This is a genomic window from Proteus vulgaris (assembly GCF_016239305.1).
GTDB lineage: Bacteria > Pseudomonadota > Gammaproteobacteria > Enterobacterales > Enterobacteriaceae > Proteus > Proteus vulgaris_C.
The window spans coordinates 62,157-82,013 of the sequence record NZ_JAEHOQ010000016.1; the positions used below are offsets into that span (position 1 = coordinate 62,157).

Here is a 19,857-nt window from a genome sequence, read left to right on the forward strand (position 1 = left end):
CACAGGATAAGCATGCTCGATCCAAATCTACTGCGTAATGAGCTAGACGCGGTCGCCGAAAAACTGGCTCGCAGGGGGTTCACCCTCGATGTGGAAAAAATCCGTCAACAAGAAGAACGCCGTAAGGTGTTACAGGTTGAAACCGAATCCCTGCAAGCAGAACGTAATTCTCGATCGAAGTCCATCGGTGCGGCAAAAGCGCGTGGTGAAGATATTGAGCCACTTCGTCAGGAAGTTAACCTGTTAGGTGAAAAACTTGAAGCTGCAAAAGCAGAACTTGAAGTTCTTCAAGCGGAAATTCGTGATTACGCTTTAACTATCCCTAATATGCCAGATGATGCTGTGCCAAATGGTAAAGATGATAGTGAAAACGTAGAAGTTTTTCGTTGGGGCACACCAAAGACTTATGATTTCGAATTAAAAGATCATGTGACTTTAGGTGAGCTGACTGATGGTTTAGATTTCGCTTCTGCGGTGAAAATCACCGGTTCACGTTTTGTTGTGATGAAGGGTCAAATTGCGCGTTTACATCGTGCTATCACCCAATTTATGCTGAATTTGCACACAGAAGAGCACGGTTACCAAGAAATGTATGTTCCTTACTTGGTTAACCATGCAACACTGTACGGTACAGGTCAGTTACCTAAATTCAGTGAAGACCTATTCCACACAAAACCGTTAGAAGAAGAAGCAGAAAGCCAATACGCGCTTATTCCAACAGCAGAAGTGCCTGTTACCAACATGGTAAGAGACGTTATTCTCGAAGAAGACGATTTACCATTGAAAATGACGGCTCATACGCCATGTTTCCGTTCAGAAGCAGGCTCTTATGGTCGTGATACTCGTGGTCTTATTCGTATGCACCAATTTGATAAAGTTGAGCTGGTTCAAATTGCTCACCCTGAAAAATCAATGGAAGCATTAGAAGAGCTAACAGGCCATGCTGAAAAAGTGCTGCAATTACTGAATCTGCCATATCGTAAAGTTGTGCTTTGCACTGGTGATATCGGTTTTGGTTCACGTAAAACTTATGACTTAGAAGTTTGGGTTCCAGCTCAAAATACTTATCGTGAAATTTCTTCATGCTCAAATATGTGGGATTTCCAAGCTCGTCGTATGCAAGCACGTTTCCGCTCCAAAGGTGACAAGAAAACTCAACTGGTTCATACATTAAATGGCTCTGGTTTAGCAGTAGGTCGTACTTTAGTTGCAATCATGGAAAACTATCAAATGGCTGATGGTCGTATTGAAATTCCAGAAGTGTTACGTCCTTACATGAACGGTTTAGAATATATCGGTTAATTATTATCTAATTAATTGAGTATTAATAATTTAACCCTCTGCTTAGGCAGGGGGTTTTTTATTGGCCTTAATAAATATTTATCGCTATTAATTTAATTTATTCTGGATATTAAAGCTAGTAAGTGAGGATATAATCGAGTAAATATTTTATAAAAAAGACATCAAAAACAGTTTAATTCTAAGGTATATCGTTTTAGTTTACTGTATTTTCATTCCTTGCTTGACAATTCTTCTAATTAACCTTAATTTGGATTTCTAGATGTTTAGACGTCTAGATTTCTATTTAATGGATGGGTTACTTAAAATGATAACATTAAAAAATGTCAGCAAAATTTATCAGCGAGGGAAAAAACAAACTGTTGCTGTTGATGACATTAATCTCAATATTGAACAAGGGGATATCTTTGGCATTATTGGTTATAGCGGTGCGGGGAAAAGTAGTTTGATCCGACTATTAAATCGCTTAGAGCCAGTTACCGAAGGCGAGGTGATTGTAGGAAAATATAATATTACTACCAGCAGTGAACGTGAGATCCGTAAAATTCGTCACTCGATTGGCATGATTTTTCAACACTTTAATTTATTATGGTCACGCACAGTTAGAGAAAATATTGAATTTCCACTCGAAATTTCGGGTGTAGATAAAAAACAACGCTCTCAGCGAGCGAATGAACTGATGGTGTTGGTTGGGCTTGCTGATAAAGCAGATGAATATCCATCAACATTAAGTGGTGGACAAAAGCAACGTGTGGGTATTGCTAGAGCGCTAGCAAACAATCCGGATGTTTTATTATGCGATGAAGCAACATCTGCATTAGATCCAAAAACAACACAAACAATTTTAGCATTGCTCGCTGAAATTAATAAAAAAATGAATATTACGATTGTGTTGATCACACATGAAATGCAGGTTGTAAAAGCGATATGCAACAAAGTTGCAGTTATTGAGCAAGGAAGAATAATAGAACAAGGTAAAGTGCTGAACATATTTAATCACCCCAAACACAAAGTAACACAGCAATTTTTATCTCAATCAGCACAGGTAATAGATAATAATGATGACATTGGTAATATAAAACAGCAAAGCACAGTAATAAGATTACTATTACAAGAAGGTAAAAAATATGATTATTTTCTTTATGATTTAATTTCTAAATTTAATGAACCAATTAATTTGATAAAAGGAAATTTCTCACAAGAAAATGGATTTATTTATTTACAATTAAATAATAAATCTAATGAAATTATCCAATACCTTAAGAATAATAATTTTAATATAGCGGTTGTGTGATATGAATGAAATACAGGTTTTAGTTAATAGTTATTTTCCTCATTTAAAACTCAATGTCTTAGGAGAAGAAACATTAAATACTCTATATATGACGCTGGTTTCTGGTCTATTATCTTGCTTATTAGGGATGTTAATTGGTGTCGCATTATTTTTAACGGCGAAAGAAGGTTATAAAGAACAGATTTCTATTTATAGAGCACTTTCATTTATTGTAAATGTTTTTAGAGCTGTTCCCTTTATTATTTTAATTATTTTATTATTTCCTTTTACCAAATGGATTGTGGGAACCATATTAGGAGTTAATGCAGCACTACCAGCATTAGTCATTTCAGCGGCTGCATTTTATGCAAGGTTAGTTGAATTAGCACTACGTGAAGTTGATAAAGGTGTAATAGAAGCAAGCCTCTCAATGGGAGCTAATTTACCTACATTAATATTTAAAGTGTTACTGCCTGAATCATCCCCTGCATTAGTTTCTGGCTTAACGGTAACATTAATTTCTTTAGTTGGAGGAACGGCTGTTGCCGGGGCGATTGGTGCGGGTGGATTAGGAAACTTAGCTTATTTAGAAGGGTTTCAGCGTAGTCATCTTGATGTGGTTTGGGTTGCTACATTAGTTATTTTATTGATTGTGTTATGTATTCAGCTATTGGGAGATAGTGTTGTAAGAAATATAGATAAACGCTAATCAAAAAATCAATTTAATTAGAAATAAAATTTTAAAATAAGGTTATAACAATGAAATTAACAGTATTTAAAAAACTGGGTTCACTGCTACTTGTCAGTTTAGCTTTATCTGCTTGTAAGCCAACCGATGAAAAGTCAGAAAATAAATTAATTATAGGTGCATCAAGTACACCTCATGCCGAAATCCTTGAATTTATAAAACCTCAATTGGCAAAAGAAGGACTAGAGTTAGATATTCGAATCTTTAATGATTATATTATTCCCAATCAAGCATTAGCAGAAAAAGAATTAGATGCGAATTTCTTCCAGCATGTACCTTATTTAAATAAAACCTTAGCAGATCACCCAGATTGGAAATTAGTTTCTGCTGGCGCTGTACATATGCACCCTTATCGTTTTTTCTCGCAAAAATATAAAAGTTTACAGGATTTACCTAATGGTGCAAAAATGATAAGTAGTAATAATCTGGCACAGCATGGACATATATTAAAACTGTTCCAGGATGAAGGAATAATTAAATTACGTGATGGTATCGATCCTGATGATTCTACAATTGATGATATTGTAGAAAATCCTCGTAATATTAAATTCCTATTTACTTATGATGGTCCATTATTACCACAAATTTATAAAAATGGTGAAGCAGATGTTGCTTCTATTGATGGGCACTTTGCTATTAATGCGGGGCTAGATTTAACCAGAGAAGTGATTTATACCGAGCCTGCCGCAAACAGTAAGTTTGCTAACGTGGTTGTGATTAGAGAAGAAGATAAAAGCGATCCACGTATTGCTAAATTAATGACGCAATTGCGAGCACCAGAGACAAAACAATTTATTCTAGAAACGTTTAAGGGTGAAGCTGTTCCTGTACCATAATATTATCTGTAGCAAAAATTTGTGATCAAATGGTCTGTGGAACAAGAGATTGTTCCACTTTTTTGTTTATAACAAGGGCTATTATAAAAAGGTTTTTAATAAAGAAATGACTATTTAACAAAAATATAACGCAATCTCCCATTGGTTAGACCGATCACGGCAGATCCTATTTATGCTGTTAAATTAGACCTATCGCTCGAATTTACCTCAATTATTTTATGACGTTTCTATTTAGATAGAACCCTACAAAAGAGCATATTCTATGATAGTTTCTAAACCGCAGTTACATCAATTAATTAAAAATAAATTACATCAAGCAGGGCTAAATGAAGCGCATGCAGGTACGGTGGCTGATGTCTTAGTCCATGCTGATGGTAAAGGCATTCACTCTCATGGTGCTGTGCGTGTAGAGTATTATGCAGAGCGCATTAGCAAAGGTGGCACAAATACTACACCTAACTTTACTTATACTGAAACTGGACCTTGTAGCGCTATATTTGATGGCGATAATGGTGCTGGGCATGTTGCAGCTAAAGATGCAATGGAACGCGCCATTAAAATGGCACAAGATAAGGGCGTTGCGGTTGTGGGCGTTCGGCGCATAGGCCATAGTGGAGCACTTTCTTATTTTGTGGAGCAAGCATCACAAGCAGGAATGATAGGTATCTCACTTTGTCAATCTGATCCTATGGTTGTTCCTTTTGGTGGCTCAGAAGTGTATTACGGCACAAACCCTATCGCATTTTCCGCCCCAGGCGTAGGTGATAAACATATTACATTCGATATGGCGACAACCGTACAAGCATGGGGCAAGGTGCTTGATGCACGTTCACGTCATGTTGATATTCCTGATACTTGGGCGGTAGATGAAAGCGGAAAACCTACGACAGATCCTTTTGCGGTAAAAGGCTTATTGCCTATTGCTGGTCCTAAAGGTTATGGCTTGATGATGATGGTCGATGTGTTGTCGGGTATTTTGCTTGGGCTTCCTTTTGGTAAACATGTCAGCTCGATGTATCACGATTTAACGCAAGGACGAGAGTTAGGTCAATTACATATTGTAATTAATCCTGCATTCTTTACTGATGCGACATTATTTAGAGAGCATATCTCACAAGTTATGGGGGAGTTAAATGCTATTAAGCCGGCTCCTAATGTTGAAAAAGTCCTTTATCCTGGTGAAAATAGCCAAATCGAAGAACAGCGAAGTGAAAGTGAAGGTATTGAAATTGTTGATGAAATTTATGACTATTTAATGTCTGATGCACTTTATAATAAATCTTATGATAATAAAAATCCGTTTGCAGGTTAATAATATTTATTTTAGATAATAAAAAGCAGTAGATGAGATTACTTCAGTCTACTGCTATTTTATTTAGGCAAGTTAACGCTAAGATTAGCTTACTAATTTTCCAATATTGGATTCAGCGGTTTTATTTAGAGAAATTGTACCATTTCCATTAATACCACCGTTATTTCCTTGATTTCCTATATTATGGTGATAAAACACATCACGATAAGACCCATACATTGCGGTATAGGAAAGAGGGATGGTAATCAGTAAACCTAAACCAAATGGAATAACACTAATAGCGATAATAAAGAACAGTAAAATAAAGAAGAAGAAGCCACCAGATAAATTTGTTTTTACTGCTGCAAGGCTCGCTTTAACTGCAGGGAATGCTTTATAACCATTGACTAATACAAGCGCAGGAACAAACCAATAGGCAGCAGTACTTAACGCACCAAAAATAGCGATAATAACAAAAAATAAGGTAAACCCGGATGAATTATCTACCAACATTTCAGCAATGATCTCTTCGGGATAATCGCTATTGATAGCATAAAAAATATCTATCATGGCAGCACTGCTGACGACAAATGCAAGAATAAGGCCCACAAGTAAAATTAGGAAACTGATACCATATGCCCCCATCAAGCTAAGGTAACGCTTATTATAAAAACCAAAAAATAGGGTATCAACATCAATACGTTGAGTCTCATACTGTTGATGAGCAATTGCCACGACACCTGCGGCTAATACAGTAGTAATAAAAGGTGAGATGATTGGGCCAATAAGCGGAATAAATCCAGCAATGGTTGATATAATAAGGCTTACAATAAAGTAGATAATAATAACGCCTATCCACATCCAAAAACGTTCTTTTATTAAATCCCACCCGAGTCCCAACCAACGCACTCCGCCTGAAGCGCCTCGTGCTTGAGGAATAGGCGTAAAGATCTCTTGTGGCTCTGTTTGCGATGAATTGTTGTCTTGTTCCATTTCCCGTACCTTAATCCCAATGTCTTTGTTTATAAATATAAGCCTTCTATGATATCTTTTTGTTTTGTTATTAATCAACTGTATTAAACCTAATATAGGTAAGGATAATCTTATAAAGCTTATTTTTGTTTGCTAGTAATTTAATCGTTTATTTAATTATAAAAATTTAAATAAACGATGTGAGGTAAAGGCGATAAATCAAATTAAAAAGCATATTAAGCCTAAGGTTATTATTCTCAAAATAAAAAAAGTGAAGAAAAGATCACTAAGTCATTCTTTTAATATCAGTGTTATTTTGCTTTTTATAAACAAAAAAGCAGCGATTAAAAACGCTGCTTCTTAAATTAACGCTAAGTAGAAAAACTTAATACATTACTTTATGGCCGTAAGACTCAAGAATGGATTTTACATTTTCCATCGTCTCTTTTGACGGTGGATGAATACCATCTAGTTTGTATTCTTCGCCTAAAGCTACCCATTTATGTTTGCCAAGTTCGTGGTAAGGTAGTAGCTCTACTTTTTCAATGTTTTTCATATCTTTAATAAATTCGCCTAAACGATGGGCAGAATCATCATCGTCAGACCAACCTGGGACAACCACATAACGTACCCATGTTTTTTGGCCTCGTTTGGCCAAATAACGCGCAAATTCAAGTGTACGTTGGTTTGATACGCCCACTAATTTTTGGTGAATTTCATCATTAACTTGTTTTAGATCGAGCATCACCAAGTCTGTGGCATCCATTAATTCATCAATAACGGGATCATAACGACGAACAAAGCCGTTAGTATCTAAGCAAGTATGGATATTTTCTTTTTGACATGCGCGGAACCAATCGCGCACAAACTCTGCTTGCAAAATCGCTTCGCCACCAGAAGCAGTAACACCGCCACCAGAAGCATTCATAAAATGACGATAGGTAACCGCCTCTTTCATTAATTCATCAACAGTGACGATTTGCCCACCATGAGTATCCCATGTGTCACGGTTGTGACAATAGAGGCATCTCATTAAGCATCCTTGAAAGAAAACAATGAAACGTATTCCGGGACCGTCAACAGTACCGCAGGATTCAAATGAGTGGATACGACCAAGTACGGACATAACAGGGTTACTCCAAAACTGTCTAGATAAAAAGGCCCCAAAGTAGGGGCCTTTATTCTAAGCGATTTTATCTACTTTCTCAGTAAATAAATGCATATAGTTATCTTTATTACATTGTTTTTGTAAATGTACGGGTGATAACGTCTTGCTGTTGCTCTTTAGTCAGTGAGTTAAAGCGAACTGCATAACCAGAAACACGGATAGTTAACTGAGGATATTTCTCAGGATCTTCCATTGCTTCTAACAGCATTTCACGATTCATCACGTTAACATTCAGATGCTGACCACCTTCAATGCCGGCTTCGTGGTGGAAGTAACCATCCATCAGACCTGCAAGGTTCGCTTTACGAACATCATCATCTTTACCTAATGCATTAGGTACGATTGAGAAGGTGTAAGAAATACCGTCTTTTGCATAAGCAAATGGTAGTTTAGCAACTGAAGTCAGTGAAGCAACAGCACCTTTTTGGTCACGACCGTGCATTGGGTTAGCACCTGGTCCGAATGGCGCACCAGCGCGACGACCATCTGGGGTATTACCTGTTTTCTTACCGTAAACAACGTTTGAAGTAATAGTCAGGATAGACTGAGTAGGTACCGCATTACGGTAAGTACGCAGTTTCTGAATTTTCTTCATGAAACGTTCAACTAAATCACAAGCGATGTCATCTACACGAGAATCGTTGTTACCAAATTGTGGGTATTCGCCATCAATTTTGAAGTCAATCGCTAAGCCGTTTTCGTCACGGATAGGAGAAACTTTTGCGTATTTGATTGCAGACAGTGAGTCAGCTGCAACAGACAGACCCGCGATACCACATGCCATTGTACGATATACATCACGGTCATGAAGTGCCATCAGAGCTGCTTCATAGCTGTATTTATCGTGCATGTAATGGATAACATTCAGTGCAGTTACGTACTGAGTTGCTAACCAATCCATAAAGTGGTCCATTTGGTTCATCACAGTATCGAAGTCTAAGACTTCATCCATGATTGGCGCATGTTTTGGACCTACTTGGATTTTCAGTTTTTCGTCAACACCACCATTGATGGTATACAGTAAGGTTTTCGCTAAGTTTGCACGAGCACCGAAGAACTGCATTTGTTTACCAACAACCATTGGGCTAACACAACATGCGATTGCATAGTCATCGCTGTCGAAGTCAGGACGCATTAAGTCATCATTTTCGTACTGGATTGAAGAAGTATCGATTGAGACTTTAGCTGCGTATTTTTTGAAGTTGATAGGCAGTTGTTCTGACCACAGAATGGTCATGTTTGGTTCTGGAGATGGACCCATTGTGTACAGGGTATTTAAGAAACGGAAAGTATTCTTAGTTACCAGAGTACGGCCATCTAAACCCATACCAGCTAAAGATTCTGTTGCCCAGATTGGGTCACCAGAGAACAGTTCATCATATTCAGGAGTACGTAAGAAACGAACCATACGTAATTTCATGACTAAGTGGTCAATTAATTCCTGAGCTTGTTCTTCTGTCAGCAAACCAGCTTCAATATCACGTTGGATGTAAATATCTAAGAAAGTAGATACACGACCAAATGACATTGCAGCACCGTTTTGAGATTTAACAGCGGCTAAGTAACCGAAGTAAGTCCATTGTACTGCTTCTTTTGCGTTTTGAGCTGGGCGAGAAATATCGTAACCGTATTTCGCAGCCATTTCTTGGATTTGACCTAAAGCAGCATGCTGCTCTGCGATTTCTTCACGCAGTTGGATAGTCATTTCCAGATCTTCGCCTTTTTCCATTCTTTCTTGTAAAGAAGTGAATTGAGCGAATTTGTCTTTACGCAGGAAGTCGATACCGTACAGTGCAACACGACGGTAGTCACCGATGATACGGCCACGACCATAAGCATCTGGTAAACCTGTTAAGATACCAGATTTACGGCATTTCATGATGTCTGGAGTATAAACATCGAAAACGCCTTGGTTGTGAGTTTTACGATAATCAGTAAAGATTTTTTTCAGTTCTGGATCCAGCTCACGGTTGTAAGCGTGGCAAGAACTTTCAACCATGCGGATACCACCGAATGGGATGATCGCACGTTTCAGTGGTGCATCAGTCTGTAAACCTACGATTTGTTCTAAATCTTTAGTGATGTAACCCGCATCGTGAGATGTGATAGTTGAAGCAACAGAAGTATCAAAATCAACCGGCGCATGCGTGCGGTTTTCGATTTTGATGCCTTCCATAACTTGTTCCCAAAGTGTATCAGTTGCTTTAGTGGAACCTGCTAGGAAAGATTCGTCGCCTTCATATGGAGTATAGTTTTTTTGGATAAAATCACGAACGTTAACACCGTTCTGCCATTCACCTTCAGAAAAACCTTTCCATGCTTCAGCAAATTTTTCATTTAAATCAGACATGATACTTCTACCTTTTTACAATGGAACTTAAGAAATCAGTCATACCTGCACGGATTAATGTTTGTCACCGCGCAGATGCATTAACCAGTATACCAGACCGACTAGGACTGCCCCGCCAATAATGTTACCGATAGTGACGGGTAATAAATTATCAGAGAGAAAATTTGATACCGTTAAATTTGAAAATTGTTCGGGTGATGCACCTACTTTAGTCCAGAATTCTGCGGGTGCAAAATTCTTAATAACAATACCTAAAGGAATAAGAAACATGTTAGCGATACTGTGCTCAAAACCGCTAGCAACGAACATACCGATAGGTAGAATCAGTGCAAAAAGCTTATCAATGAGTGTACGACCTGCATAGCTCATCCATACTGCAAGACAAACCATTAAGTTAGCTAAAATGCCTAAACAAACTGCTTCAATAAAGGTATGTTCAACTTTATGTTGTGCAGTTTGTAAAACGTTTAGCCCCCAAAGCCCATTTGCAACCATATGTTGGCCAGCAAACCACATTAAGGCAACAAAAAAGAGTGCGCCAATGAAGTTACCAAGATAAACATTTATCCAGTTAGCAAACATTTTGCCCCAAGATATACGTCCAGTTGCTTTAGGAATAATGGTTAGAACAGTTGAGGTGAATAAGTCCGCGCCACAAACGACAACGAGCATTAACCCCAGAGAGAAGCAGATCCCGCCAACTAATTTAGCCAGCCCAAATGGAACAGATGCGGTGCCTGTAGTAGCAGTAATATAAAAAACAAAAGCAATTGATATAAACATTCCCGCGGTAAATGCAGATAAGTAAGTCGTTGGAATATGTTTATTTGCTTTATAACAACATGCATCATCGGCAACTTTTGCCATATCAGCAGGTGATAATAAATTAAAAGGGCTGTCAGCTTTCATACTAACACTCTCTTATATGTTGGAATAATTATAGCACGCAATAATAGTAGCAAAGGGACTTACTTCTAAAATTGATATGGATCATGGTCGCTTATTAGAAACCCGCTTTTAGTGCGTAAAAACCCGTTACTTTTGCTATAACTATTTGATTAATAAAATGAAAAAATTTTTTAAAAATTATCAAAAAATTTTAGACTAGCTGGATAAATAAAGTAAAAAGTAAAGATAAAGTATTATTTAGATCCCGTATGTTAAGAATTAAAAATCAAATTTAACGCCTTATTTACTTTTGCCATAAATATAAACATTACTTTATTTGTGGTTAATCATGATTGATTACCCCAGACATATAACCATTATAAAAATAAGGTTTTTAAATTTTTGAGATCTGGTTAAACAAATAGCAATTTAAACTATATTTAAGCTATATTCTTAGTGCAAAACTTCAATATTTATTTATAGTGTCGTATTAAATATCTAAAATCGTCACTTTTGCCATATTTTGACAATTTTGTCAGTTGGCATATTTGTCAAGTTGACAAAATTGTCAAAAATTTATTTTTAGCAAAATAAAACACTCTATTTTTCAATAGAGTGTTTCAATTTAAATACGCACTTATTATTCAGTGAAATTTAGTGATTATTTAATAAATTATCCTAAATAAAATAGGTTTATTTGCTCGATTGACGTTTTGCTTTTTGCAATTTTTCATAAGTAGCAAGTAGCGACTGATGAACAGGTAAATTTGTTAAGTCAGCATCAATAGGCTGTAAACCATAAAATGCTTGTTTACCTTGTATTGCACTTAAGGCTGCTTGTAATGTTTCTTCGCCATACATACGAGAGAATGCATACATGTATTGCGCGGGTTCACGTTCAGTCTCTTGTTGTAATAATAAGAGATTGTGCAAGCAACGATAATAATTTTGGCGCTCTGACGTAAATAAAGAAGCATTGAAATCTTGAGTCCATTCAACCCAAACAAGCGCTTGGTCAAGATCACCACCAGCAAGTGCAAGCATGGATTTTAATTCACCCACTCGTAAATGGCTCCACCCATTATCTTTACCTGGTGCAATACCAATCATTTCTCTGATGCGAGTAAAGTCGTCTAAACCATCTTCATCAAATTGACCAATAAGTGATAAATATTCTTCTTTTGTGCCTTCGCTTGTCGGTAACGAAAGAATAGTATCACGCCAATGTACACCCATAATGTTATTGGCTAATTGTAGATCTTCTGCGGGGTAAATATCTGATAAACCAGGTACTAAAATGCGGCATGCATAAACGCCTAAGTGTGAGTAATCCATGATATAGACTTCAGCATCACACTGTTGGCACAGCGCCATTAAGGTATGGAACTCTTCTTCAGTGGTGCCACTGAAATTCCAATCTGCAAAGGTATAATCGGCATCTTTCTTAAATAGATCCCAACTAATTAAACCACTTGAATCAATAAAGTGTGTTTCAAGGTTGGTGTGATCACCCACTTCTTCATCATCAAAGCTTGGTGGGTTGAAAACATCAAGATCTTTAAGACTACGGCCTTGTAATAACTCAGTGACGGTACGCTCTAAAGCCACACCAAAATCAGGATGAGCTCCAAAAGAAGCGAAGCAAGTTCCATTTCGTGGGTTAAATAATACGACACAAATAACCGGGAATTGCCCCCCTAAAGAGGCATCAAAGCTAAAGATTGGGAAATCTTCTTGCTCTAAGGTATTAATCGCTTCAATAACAGCAGGGTAGCGAGCTAAAATCTCTTTAGGAATTTCAGGTAAACTAATTCTTTCGGTGATAATGCGGTTTTTCACATAGCGTTCAAAAACCTCTGAAAGTCCTTGGACACGAGCTTCATTTTTTGTATTACCTGCAGACATCCCGTTAGAGGCATACAAGTTAGCGATAATATTTACAGGGATATAAACAGGTTTTTCATCTGATTGACGTATAAATGGTAGCGCGCAAATTCCACGATCATGATTACTTGATTGCAAATCAACTAATTCACTACCACATAACTCACCTTCAGGATCATAAAATTCGCGTAAACGCGCATCTAATAAGCCAGTAGGAACAGAATCATCCTCTGTAAGAGGGAACCATTTTTCACTTGGATAGTGAACAAATTCACCTTCTGCAATATCAGTACCTAGCCAGAAATCAGAGAAGAAATAATTAGTTGAAAGACGTTCGAAGTATTCGCCTAATGCGGAAGCTAATGCGGCTTTTCTGCTAGCACCTTTACCGTTAGTAAAACATAAAGGGCAATCTTTATCGCGAATATGAACAGACCAGACATTAGGAACAGGGTTTAACCATGAAGCTTCTTCAATGTTAAAGCCTAAGTCGGTTAATTTTTTCTGAAAGCTAGCGATAGAATCTTCCAGTGCGGCATCTTTGCCAGGAATGAATGTTTGTGACATGGCAGGTTTCATTAATATTTTACGGATGATAGTTAGGGGCACATGATACTGAAATCCCCTGTTAAGCACTAATAATTTCTCCCATTTAGAACAGACTAACCATATTCATCACTAATAAATCATTTAACATATGAGTTTTTTTAATAAATACGTTCGATTTATCACGGAATTAATAATTTAAAATCATCATAATTGGATTTGTTTATAAACTCATAAGGGATCAGTTCGATGATGAAAAAAACATTGTTTGCCAGTCTATTAGCTATAGTCAGTGGTTCTGTTTTCGCCTTACCTAATGTCACCATTTTAGCTACTGGTGGTACCATTGCAGGTGGTGGTGATTCAGCAACAACATCAAGCTATACAGCGGGTAAATTAGGTATTGATACGCTAATTAATGCCGTACCTGAGGCTAAAAAAGTCGCTAATTTAAAAGGCGAGCAAGTCGTTAACATTGGTTCTCAAGATATGAATGACCAAGTATGGCTTAAGCTGGCTAATAAAATTAATGCAGATTGTGATAAAACGGACGGATTTGTTATCACTCATGGTACTGACACCATGGAAGAAACGGCTTACTTTCTGGATTTAACAACTGCCTGTAAAAAACCCGTTGTTATGGTTGGTGCAATGCGCCCAGCAACGGCATTAGGCGCTGAAGGGCCTTTAAATCTTTTTAACGCGGTTGTGATTGCCAGTGATAAAGCTTCTGAAAATCGTGGTGTGTTAGTCACTATGAATAATGCCGTTATCGGCGGTAAAGATGTCGTGAAAATGAATACGACTGAAGTACAAGCATTCCAGCCGGTTAATGCAGGTGCTCAAGGGTATGTGCATAACGGTAAGGTTCATTATTATACTGCAGCATTACCTCGTGCTGATAAACCTGCATTTGATGTCAGTAAACTGACTGAATTACCAAAAGTGGGTATTGTTTATAACTACTCAAATGCCTCTAATTTACCAGCAAAAGCCTTTATTGATAATGGCTACAAAGGTATCGTCAGCGCTGGTGTTGGTAACGGCAACTTATATACTGATATTTTTGATACTTTAGCTGATGGGGCTAAAAAAGGTGTCGTGGTTGTTCGTTCAAGTCGTGTTCCCGTTGGTTTTACGACACAAAATGGCGAAGTCGATGATGCAAAATACGGTTTTGTAGCATCAGAACGCCTGAACCCACAAAAAGCGAGAGTATTATTACAATTATCACTCACACAAACTCAAGATCCTGCGAAGATCCAGGAAAATTTCGAAAAGTATTAATTTAAAATTAGCTTGAACAATAACAAGGCCTCATCAAAGAGGCCTTGTTATTTTAGCAATGAAATTAGACTAATTTTTTTTGGTTCTAGATACGACTATATGTGCTGTAAAGAAAGCAATTAGCGGAGTTACTGCGAAAACAATAAATAACCAATGGGCGGCATTTTGGGCGCCTATAATGCCACCAGGATCGGTTAATCCTGCCATATTAACGACAGTACCTGATATTGAAGCACCAACTGCGGCTGAAAATAATTGGATCGTTGTAATTGATGTCGCTGCTTTTTGAGCCTCTTTCCCCTGAGAAACATGTAATACACGGGTTAAATAATGAGGCCAGGCCATACCAATTCCTGCACCAGTAAAAAAGAGAGCTACACAAATAATGATAATTTGCCCATAAGGTAATGTGACACGATTGGATATAAATAAACCAAGGATCACTATGGCAGAAAAATTAATTATAGGGCCAAAGCGCATTAAGCGTTGAGCAGTATATTGTTGACTAGATGAAGAAACAATCGCAGAAAAAGACCAACCCGCGCCCACTAATGCCGCCAAATAACCGGAAAGTAATGGGGTAATATTATGGATAGTTTGTAAAAAATAGGGCACAAAAACTTCGGTTTGTACACTGATACCTAATAATGCCATGGTGAGATAAATAGGAGCTAAAGGTGCAGAAAAAGAGAATGTTCCTTTAGGAAATAAGCCATCATTTGATTTTTTATCTATGTGTATTAAAAGCAAGATAAAGATAATCGCAAATAAAAATGATAATACATGATACAACGTGACGTTATAAAGACCGCCGATTGAAATAGATAATACAGCAAACATTAATAAAGAAAGTTGCTGATAGGGTAAAGGTGATTTTGCGACGATATTCTCGGTTACATTTTTTGTAGGTAGAATAGTAAATAATAAAATAGCATAAGGAATACCTACGAATAAAATAGACCAAAATGCACCGCGCCAAATATTATATTCTGCAAATATTCCTCCTAATGCAGGACCTAACAGTGTTGATATTCCCCACATACTTGACATTAATGCCATAGCTCTAGACCAAAGTTGCTGTGGAAACATCACTCTGACTAACGAATAAGCCAGCGCAAGCAACATGCCACCACCTGCTCCTTGAATAAATCGGCCTAACAGCAATATCTGCATAGAAGGTGCTGTTGCACAGATAACGGAACCGGCTAAAAAACAAAGCGTAGCAATCATGTAACTATTACGAGGTGCAAATTTGCTCAATAAACGTGACGTCAGTGCGGAAAAGAGAATAGAGGCCAAAATAAAAACCGTCGTATTCCATGCATATAAATTGAGCCCACCAATATCTCGGACAACAGAAGGTAGTGTTGTTATCGTGATATAAACATTAATTGCATGTAATGCGACGCCTCCTGCTAAAGCGAGCGATTTTAGACTATTTTTTCCATGAAGAAGCATTCCCCAGCTTGCTTCTTCTTTTTTATTCACACTCCCCGACATAAAACACTCCTAACCGTTATTTTCACGCACTGCGTATTATGCGTTAGCTCACAATAATCATTGCGCCAATTTAACGAGAATGATACAACCGATAAAGGTCATTTTGTAAAAACATATTCAGATAGGGTGAATTTGAATGAGTCAGGTATATAACTTTAGTGCAGGTCCGGCTATGTTACCGGCAGAAGTCCTTCGTCGTGCAGAATTAGAATTATGCAACTGGCATGAACTCGGGCGCTCGGTCATGGAAATCAGCCACCGCAGTAAAGAGTTTCTTGAAGTTGCTCATCAGGCAGAGCAAGATCTTCGTGATCTTCTCAATGTGCCCGAAAACTACAAAATTCTTTTTTGCCATGGTGGGGCGCGAGGTCACTTTGCGGCTTTACCTCTCAATTTATTAGGTGGGAAGACAACGGCTGACTATATTGATGGCGGTTATTGGGCAAAAAGTGCTGCTGAGGAAGCTGAAAAATATTGTTCTCCAAATGTCATTAAAATTAAAACAGAAATTGACGGTAAAATTGGTATTAAGCCAATGAAAGAATGGCAATTAAGTGATGATGCTGCTTATGTACATTATTGCCCAAATGAAACCATTGATGGTATCGCTATTCATGAAGAACCCAATTTCGATGACAACAAAATTGTTATTGCAGACTACTCATCTTCTATTTTATCTCAGCCATTAGATGTTAGTCGCTTTGGTGTCATTTATGCAGGCGCACAAAAGAATATTGGTCCAGCGGGTTTAACCATCGTTATTATTCGTGAAGATCTATTAGGTAAAGCGCGTAAAGAAACACCATCAGTGTTTGATTATACAGTGCTCGCTGAAAATGACTCCATGTTTAATACGCCACCTACTTTTGCTTGGTATTTATCAGGTATGGTCTTTAAATGGCTAAAAGAGCAGGGTGGTTTGCAAGAAATGGCAAAACGTAACTATGAAAAAGCAACGCTTCTTTATAGTGCTATTGATAACAGTGATTTTTATATCAATCGCATTGCCACAGAAAATCGCTCACTAATGAATGTTCCTTTCCAAATGTCTTCTCCTGAATTAGATTCAGTCTTCTTAAAAGAGGCAGAAGCTCAAGGATTAGTGGCATTAAAAGGTCATCGTGTATCAGGTGGTATGCGTGCATCAATTTATAACGCAATGCCATTAGCGGGTGTTCAAGCATTAGTTGATTTTATGGCTGATTTTGAGCGTCGCCACGCATAATTCATATATTATATGTTTAGAGGAAGCCTATGTGAAAGTGGGTTTCCTTTTATACAAAGATGTTGATAATCACAACTAAATTATCCCGGTACTAAAAAATAAAAAACAAATTAAGTACCTAAGTCGTTTTCTTATTTTTTGATTAAACAGCATCCCATCTTATTTTATTTGTTTATCGGAGTTCTTACCTGTTTATGGAATCGTTGACGTTACAGCCTATTGCTCATATCGAAGGCACTATTAATTTACCGGGTTCAAAAAGTGTCTCTAATCGTGCGTTATTATTAGCCGCTTTAGCTAAAGGTAAAACGCGTTTAACTAACCTATTAGATAGTGATGATATTCGTCATATGCTGAATGCATTAAAAGCATTAGGTGTGCAGTATCAATTATCAAATAACAATACAGTTTGTGATATAGAAGGGTTAGGTGGTGAATTTAAAACGCATTCATCGTTAGAACTCTTTTTAGGTAATGCTGGAACAGCGATGCGTCCATTAGCAGCCGCATTAAGTTTAGGCTCGCATGATATTGTATTGACTGGTGAGCCCCGCATGAAAGAGCGCCCAATTGGGCATTTAGTTGATGCTTTACGCCAAGGTGGTGCGAGTATCGATTATCTCGAACAAACAGATTATCCACCTATTCGCCTACGCGGGGGTTTTAAGGGGGGAAATGTAGAAGTTGATGGCAGTGTTTCAAGTCAATTTTTGACCGCCTTATTAATGACGGCTCCATTAGCTGAGCAAGATACAACTATTACCATTAAAGGTGAGTTAGTATCAAAACCGTATATCGATATTACCTTAGCGTTGATTAATACCTTTGGTGGCAAGATTGAAAATCAAAATTATCAACAATTTGTTGTGAAAGGTGGCCAACAATATCAATCACCTGAAAAATACCTTGTAGAAGGAGATGCGTCATCAGCATCTTATTTCTTAGCAGCCGCTGCAATTAAAGGTGGAATAGTCCGAGTGACAGGTATTGGCAAAAATAGTTTGCAAGGCGATATTCATTTTGCTTCTGTACTTGAAAAAATGGGAGCAAAAATACGTTGGGGTGATGATTATATTGAATGTGAACGTGGCTCGTTAAAGGGCATCGATATGGATATGAATACTATTCCTGATGCAGCAATGACCATTGCTACTACAGCTTTGTTTGCAGAAGGTGATACTGTTATTCGGAATATCTATAACTGGCGAGTAAAAGAGACAGACCGTTTGGCTGCCATGGCTGCAGAGTTGCAAAAAGTGGGTGCGATTGTAGAAGAAGGACATGATTACTTAAAAGTAACGCCACCACAGCAGTTAACGACCGCAAATATCAAAACTTATAACGATCATCGTATTGCCATGTGTTTCTCGCTGGTGGCATTGTCCGATACACCCATTACTATTCTTGATCCGGGTTGTACAGCCAAAACATTCCCTGATTATTTTGATAAGTTAGAAACGCTTTCTCAGCGTCATGGCTAATACTCATTGTATTTAATAAAAATAAATCAAAATTAAATCAGTTAAATCGGCAGTGTTGGACTTTTAAAAGCACAATATTGCCGATTTTTTATTATGAACAGACAAAGTTTTCTAAAAAATAACCTATCCATAAAAATAATATTGAATAATTCTCTTTGGTCTTTATCTGCTTGTTTCTTCCTATACATTGTATGCGTATAATGACGCACATACATTAATACTGTTTTTCTCTGTTTGAATTCAATGTCTATTATATCAATGTAATAAAAGCATCAAACACAGAAACGCAGTGCCCATGAAAAGGAGAAACTCATGGCGGTTATCGTCCCTGTTATAACTGTTGATGGGCCTAGCGGAGCAGGTAAAGGAACTTTATGCCAAGCATTAGCGAAAGCGTTTGGCTGGCACTTACTTGACTCTGGTGCTATTTACCGTGTATTGGCATTAGCTGCTTTACACCACCATGTTGATATTACTTCTGAAGATGCATTAGTACCTCTAGCAGCAAATTTAGATGTACGCTTTATTCCTAATGAGAATGGCTTAAGTGTTATTCTCGAAGGTGAAGACGTGTCGAATGAAATTCGTACTGAAACAGTTGGGAACACGGCCTCACAAGCGGCAACTTTTCCCCGTGTAAGAGAAGCATTATTGCGTCGTCAGCGAGCATTTCGTACAGAACCTGGTCTTATTGCCGATGGACGAGATATGGGAACGATAGTTTTCCCTGATGCCCAAGTGAAAATTTTTCTTGAAGCCAGTGCAGAAGAGCGAGCACGTCGTCGCATGTTACAGTTGCAGGAAAAGGGCTTTAATGTTAACTTTGAACGCCTTTTATCCGAGATAAAAGAACGCGATCATCGTGACCGGAATCGTGCTGTTGCGCCACTTGTTGCGGCGAAAGATGCATTAATTCTCGATTCAACAAGTTTGTCTATCGACGAAGTTATTGAAAAATCGTTAACTTATGCTAAAAAAAATCTGCAATTATCAGCGTAATTAATTTTTATTTCGTTTATACTAGGTAATTATCAAAATCGGGTTGACGTGTTAATGAAAACACAATAATGCCCGATGACCTTGTCACAAAGGATGTAACGAGGTATGTG

General features: G+C 37.7%; 15 protein-coding genes. 9 read left to right on the forward strand and 6 right to left on the reverse strand.

The genetic code is table 11. The annotated features are described in order from the left end of the window. Positions 1–12: 12 nt before the first annotated feature. From serS to allD, 5 genes are all read left to right on the forward strand, one after another. Positions 13–1,302, forward strand: a complete 1,290-nt coding sequence (gene serS / locus JEP40_RS12535) for a serine--tRNA ligase (protein ID WP_198623826.1) — start codon at positions 13–15, stop codon at positions 1,300–1,302. A gap of 259 nt (positions 1,303–1,561) precedes the next feature. Next, positions 1,562–2,593: a methionine ABC transporter ATP-binding protein gene (locus tag JEP40_RS12540; RefSeq protein WP_232799275.1), complete on the forward strand. Its 1,032-nt coding sequence runs from the start codon at positions 1,562–1,564 to the stop codon at positions 2,591–2,593. Position 2,594: 1 nt separating this feature from the next. Further along, positions 2,595–3,281 carry a methionine ABC transporter permease gene (locus JEP40_RS12545; RefSeq protein WP_198623827.1) on the forward strand — a complete coding sequence of 229 codons (687 nt, stop codon included), beginning with the start codon at positions 2,595–2,597 and terminating at the stop codon, positions 3,279–3,281. A gap of 50 nt (positions 3,282–3,331) precedes the next feature. After that, the gene (locus JEP40_RS12550; protein WP_198623828.1) at positions 3,332–4,156 is read left to right on the forward strand and encodes a MetQ/NlpA family ABC transporter substrate-binding protein; all 825 of its coding nucleotides are present in this window, start codon (positions 3,332–3,334) and stop codon (positions 4,154–4,156) included. Positions 4,157–4,418: 262 nt separating this feature from the next. Then, positions 4,419–5,468: an ureidoglycolate dehydrogenase gene (allD, locus tag JEP40_RS12555; RefSeq protein ID WP_198623829.1), complete on the forward strand. Its 1,050-nt coding sequence runs from the start codon at positions 4,419–4,421 to the stop codon at positions 5,466–5,468. 84 nt (positions 5,469–5,552) lie between these two features. Here allD and JEP40_RS12560 read toward each other — a convergent pair whose 3' ends face one another. The 5 genes from JEP40_RS12560 to ycaO form a co-directional block, all read right to left on the reverse strand. After that, on the reverse strand, positions 5,553–6,440 hold the full coding sequence (locus tag JEP40_RS12560; protein ID WP_198623830.1) for a BPSS1780 family membrane protein: 888 nt from the start codon (positions 6,438–6,440) through the stop codon (positions 5,553–5,555). A 364-nt stretch (positions 6,441–6,804) separates the two neighbouring features. After that, positions 6,805–7,545, reverse strand: a complete 741-nt coding sequence (pflA, locus tag JEP40_RS12565) for a pyruvate formate lyase 1-activating protein (protein ID WP_036938126.1) — start codon at positions 7,543–7,545, stop codon at positions 6,805–6,807. A gap of 109 nt (positions 7,546–7,654) precedes the next feature. Continuing rightward, complete coding sequence (gene pflB, locus JEP40_RS12570) at positions 7,655–9,937, reverse strand: formate C-acetyltransferase (protein WP_198623831.1); 2,283 nt, start codon at positions 9,935–9,937, stop codon at positions 7,655–7,657. Between the two features lie 54 nt (positions 9,938–9,991). Then, positions 9,992–10,846: a formate transporter FocA gene (gene focA, locus JEP40_RS12575; protein WP_198623832.1), complete on the reverse strand. Its 855-nt coding sequence runs from the start codon at positions 10,844–10,846 to the stop codon at positions 9,992–9,994. 672 nt (positions 10,847–11,518) lie between these two features. Continuing rightward, on the reverse strand, positions 11,519–13,276 hold the full coding sequence (ycaO, locus tag JEP40_RS12580; protein ID WP_198623833.1) for a 30S ribosomal protein S12 methylthiotransferase accessory factor YcaO: 1,758 nt from the start codon (positions 13,274–13,276) through the stop codon (positions 11,519–11,521). Between the two features lie 228 nt (positions 13,277–13,504). Between ycaO and ansB the strand changes: the two genes are divergently transcribed. Beyond that, positions 13,505–14,542 carry an L-asparaginase 2 gene (gene ansB, locus JEP40_RS12585; protein WP_198623834.1) on the forward strand — a complete coding sequence of 346 codons (1,038 nt, stop codon included), beginning with the start codon at positions 13,505–13,507 and terminating at the stop codon, positions 14,540–14,542. A gap of 69 nt (positions 14,543–14,611) precedes the next feature. On the opposite strand, the gene JEP40_RS12590 is transcribed toward ansB, so the two are convergent. Continuing rightward, on the reverse strand, positions 14,612–16,042 hold the full coding sequence (locus JEP40_RS12590; protein ID WP_198623835.1) for an MFS transporter: 1,431 nt from the start codon (positions 16,040–16,042) through the stop codon (positions 14,612–14,614). Between the two features lie 136 nt (positions 16,043–16,178). On the opposite strand from JEP40_RS12590, the gene serC reads away from it, so the two are divergent. The 3 genes from serC (at position 16,179) to cmk (ending at position 19,747) form a co-directional block, all read left to right on the forward strand. Continuing rightward, entirely contained in the window at positions 16,179–17,267 is a 1,089-nt protein-coding gene (gene serC / locus JEP40_RS12595; protein WP_198623836.1) for a 3-phosphoserine/phosphohydroxythreonine transaminase, read from the forward strand. 194 nt (positions 17,268–17,461) lie between these two features. Beyond that, positions 17,462–18,748, forward strand: coding sequence for a 3-phosphoshikimate 1-carboxyvinyltransferase (gene aroA / locus JEP40_RS12600; RefSeq protein ID WP_198623837.1), 1,287 nt, complete (start codon positions 17,462–17,464; stop codon positions 18,746–18,748). 312 nt (positions 18,749–19,060) lie between these two features. After that, positions 19,061–19,747, forward strand: coding sequence for a (d)CMP kinase (gene cmk, locus JEP40_RS12605; RefSeq protein WP_198623838.1), 687 nt, complete (start codon positions 19,061–19,063; stop codon positions 19,745–19,747). The last annotated feature ends 110 nt before the right edge of the window (positions 19,748–19,857 follow it).

Bases quoted from the DNA above. Each gene is read 5' to 3' on its own strand.
- serC (WP_198623836.1), top strand. From the start codon at position 16,179: ATGAGTCAGGTATATAACTTTAGTGCAGGTCCGGCTATGTTACCGGCA.
- pflA (WP_036938126.1), bottom strand. From the start codon at position 7,545: ATGTCCGTACTTGGTCGTATCCACTCATTTGAATCCTGCGGTACTGTT.
- aroA (WP_198623837.1), top strand. From the start codon at position 17,462: ATGGAATCGTTGACGTTACAGCCTATTGCTCATATCGAAGGCACTATT.
- JEP40_RS12540 (WP_232799275.1), top strand. From the start codon at position 1,562: ATGTTTAGACGTCTAGATTTCTATTTAATGGATGGGTTACTTAAAATG.
- pflB (WP_198623831.1), bottom strand. From the start codon at position 9,937: ATGTCTGATTTAAATGAAAAATTTGCTGAAGCATGGAAAGGTTTTTCT.
- allD (WP_198623829.1), top strand. From the start codon at position 4,419: ATGATAGTTTCTAAACCGCAGTTACATCAATTAATTAAAAATAAATTA.
- ycaO (WP_198623833.1), bottom strand. From the start codon at position 13,276: ATGTCACAAACATTCATTCCTGGCAAAGATGCCGCACTGGAAGATTCT.
- JEP40_RS12560 (WP_198623830.1), bottom strand. From the start codon at position 6,440: ATGGAACAAGACAACAATTCATCGCAAACAGAGCCACAAGAGATCTTT.
- serS (WP_198623826.1), top strand. From the start codon at position 13: ATGCTCGATCCAAATCTACTGCGTAATGAGCTAGACGCGGTCGCCGAA.
- focA (WP_198623832.1), bottom strand. From the start codon at position 10,846: ATGAAAGCTGACAGCCCTTTTAATTTATTATCACCTGCTGATATGGCA.
- cmk (WP_198623838.1), top strand. From the start codon at position 19,061: ATGGCGGTTATCGTCCCTGTTATAACTGTTGATGGGCCTAGCGGAGCA.
- JEP40_RS12545 (WP_198623827.1), top strand. From the start codon at position 2,595: ATGAATGAAATACAGGTTTTAGTTAATAGTTATTTTCCTCATTTAAAA.
- ansB (WP_198623834.1), top strand. From the start codon at position 13,505: ATGATGAAAAAAACATTGTTTGCCAGTCTATTAGCTATAGTCAGTGGT.
- JEP40_RS12550 (WP_198623828.1), top strand. From the start codon at position 3,332: ATGAAATTAACAGTATTTAAAAAACTGGGTTCACTGCTACTTGTCAGT.
- JEP40_RS12590 (WP_198623835.1), bottom strand. From the start codon at position 16,042: ATGTCGGGGAGTGTGAATAAAAAAGAAGAAGCAAGCTGGGGAATGCTT.